Source organism: Paenibacillus sp., assembly GCF_031177825.1.
Lineage (GTDB): Bacteria > Bacillota > Bacilli > Paenibacillales > YIM-B00363 > Paenibacillus_AE.
This window is the reverse complement of sequence record NZ_JAPSKE010000060.1, coordinates 1-1,757: the sequence shown is the minus strand read 5'-3', so window position 1 is coordinate 1,757 and position 1,757 is coordinate 1. Positions and strand designations below refer to the sequence as shown.

Sequence of the window (1,757 nt, the reverse complement as noted above, 5' to 3'; positions counted from 1 at the left end):
ATCCGAAGCGGGATGTGGACGAACGGAAATGGAGACTGGTCGAAACCGTTCCGCGGCCCGGTCAAGTATTCGACGTCGCCTTATACGAGCGCGTCGCCGGGGCGAGTTCGGCGCAGGCCGGATAAGAGTTGGAGGTGGAGGGAATGAGCGTAATGAGCAGCGTGCTTCTGGCGGGAACAGGTCCCGCATCCGTGCAATTGGCCGTTTTGTTCAAAACCCGCATGCATTGCCGTATTGCGATAGCGGGACGGGAATCGGTCCGTTCCGAGCCGTTCTTTACGGCGCTTCGGCAGAGCGGCGGACATATTCGGGCGGAGGTTCAGAACGAGCTTCACCGGCCGCTGGCGGGAGAATGTTTCGTCGATCACGTTTTTCAAGGCTACGGGAACGTAACGGGCGAATGGGATGCCGTCGTGCTGGCGGTGACGACGGATGCGTACATAGAGGTATTGAAGCAAATCGAAACCGATATTTTGAAGCGCGCCAAGTGCGTTGTGTTGATTTCTCCGACCTTCGGCTCGAGCAGTCTGGTCCGCCATTACATGAATGAAATCGGCTCGGACGCGGAAATCGTCAGCTTCTCGACCTATCTGGGCGATACGCGATGGCTGCGCGGAGAACCTTCCTGGAGCGTCGTGACGACCGGGGTTAAGCGCAAGGTGTTCGTCGGTTCTACCCGCGCCGCCTCCGAGGCTCTGTCGATGATTCGCGAGCTGTACGGACAGCTGGGCATCGCATTGGAGGTCATGTCTGCGCCGCTTGAAGCGGAGACGAGAAACATCTCGTTGTACGTTCATCCGCCGCTGTTCATGAACGAGTTCGCGCTGAACGCGATATTCGGATCGACGCCCGGCAAGGCTTACGTCTACAAGCTGTTTCCCGAAGGGCCGATTACGCCGTCGCTCATTCGCGGCATGCTGGCCTCATGGAAAGAGATGACGGGCGTCGTCGAAGCGCTGGGCCTGCAAGGCGTCAATTTGCTTAAGTTTATGACGGACGACAATTATCCGGTCCGGCCGGAAAGCCTGCCGCGCCCGGAGATCGAACGGTTCACGCAGCTGGAGCCGATTCATCAGCAATATTTGCTGTATGTCCGGTATGCGTCGCTGCTGATCGATCCGTTCTCGGCGCCGGACGATGAAGGAAGGTACTTCGATTTTTCCGCGGTTCCCATTCGGCGCATATTCGTCAACAAGGAAGGAAAGTGGGATATTCCGCGGATGCCGAAGGAGGACTACTACCGGATCAAGATCGTGCGGGGCATTGCCGCCTTCTTAGGCATCGCCAGCCCGACTCTCGACTCGTATATCGCCCTCTACGAGCGGGCGCTTGAGGAAGCGTCCCGGACGCTCGCGGGACAGCCGTTGTCGGAAGCCTTCACGGCTCAAAGCTTCGAAGAAGAGTTGAATATGATTTGCCGCGAAATCGAAGCGTCTTCGCATGAAGCGCGCAGCTGAAGCCATCGCGGAATTAACTGAGGAGGATTTGGACAGTGAGGAAAACATGGTCAACAGGAATCATCGCATTTATCGTTTCTATCGTAGTATTAACCGGCTGCAGCAGCGGCGGCAAGGAAGGCGCGGGGGGAGCCTCGGATTCGGGGGGAGGCGCCGATCCGGTTCAGGAGCTAGTCTATGCCTCGGCCAAAGACATTAACGACATGAATCCCCATCTGTATCCCGGCTCCATGCCGGCGCAGGGGATCGTATACGAATCGCTGGTCGAAAACACGAAGGACGGCATTCGGCCGCTGCTGG

At 57.8% G+C, this 1,757-nt stretch carries 1 protein-coding gene and 1 pseudogene; both read left to right on the top strand.

From position 1 onward, the window contains the following. Positions 1 to 143 precede the first annotated feature (143 nt). Complete coding sequence (locus RIN49_RS28735; RefSeq protein WP_309123518.1) at positions 144 to 1,457, top strand: opine metallophore biosynthesis dehydrogenase; 1,314 nt, start codon at positions 144 to 146, stop codon at positions 1,455 to 1,457. Positions 1,458 to 1,492: 35 nt separating this feature from the next. After that, positions 1,493 to 1,757: pseudogene (locus RIN49_RS28730) on the top strand (nickel ABC transporter, nickel/metallophore periplasmic binding protein); the annotation flags it as partial.

Excerpts from the sequence above, each read along its gene's own strand:
- RIN49_RS28735 (WP_309123518.1), top strand. The coding sequence starts at position 144 with ATGAGCGTAATGAGCAGCGTGCTTCTGGCGGGAACAGGTCCCGCATCC.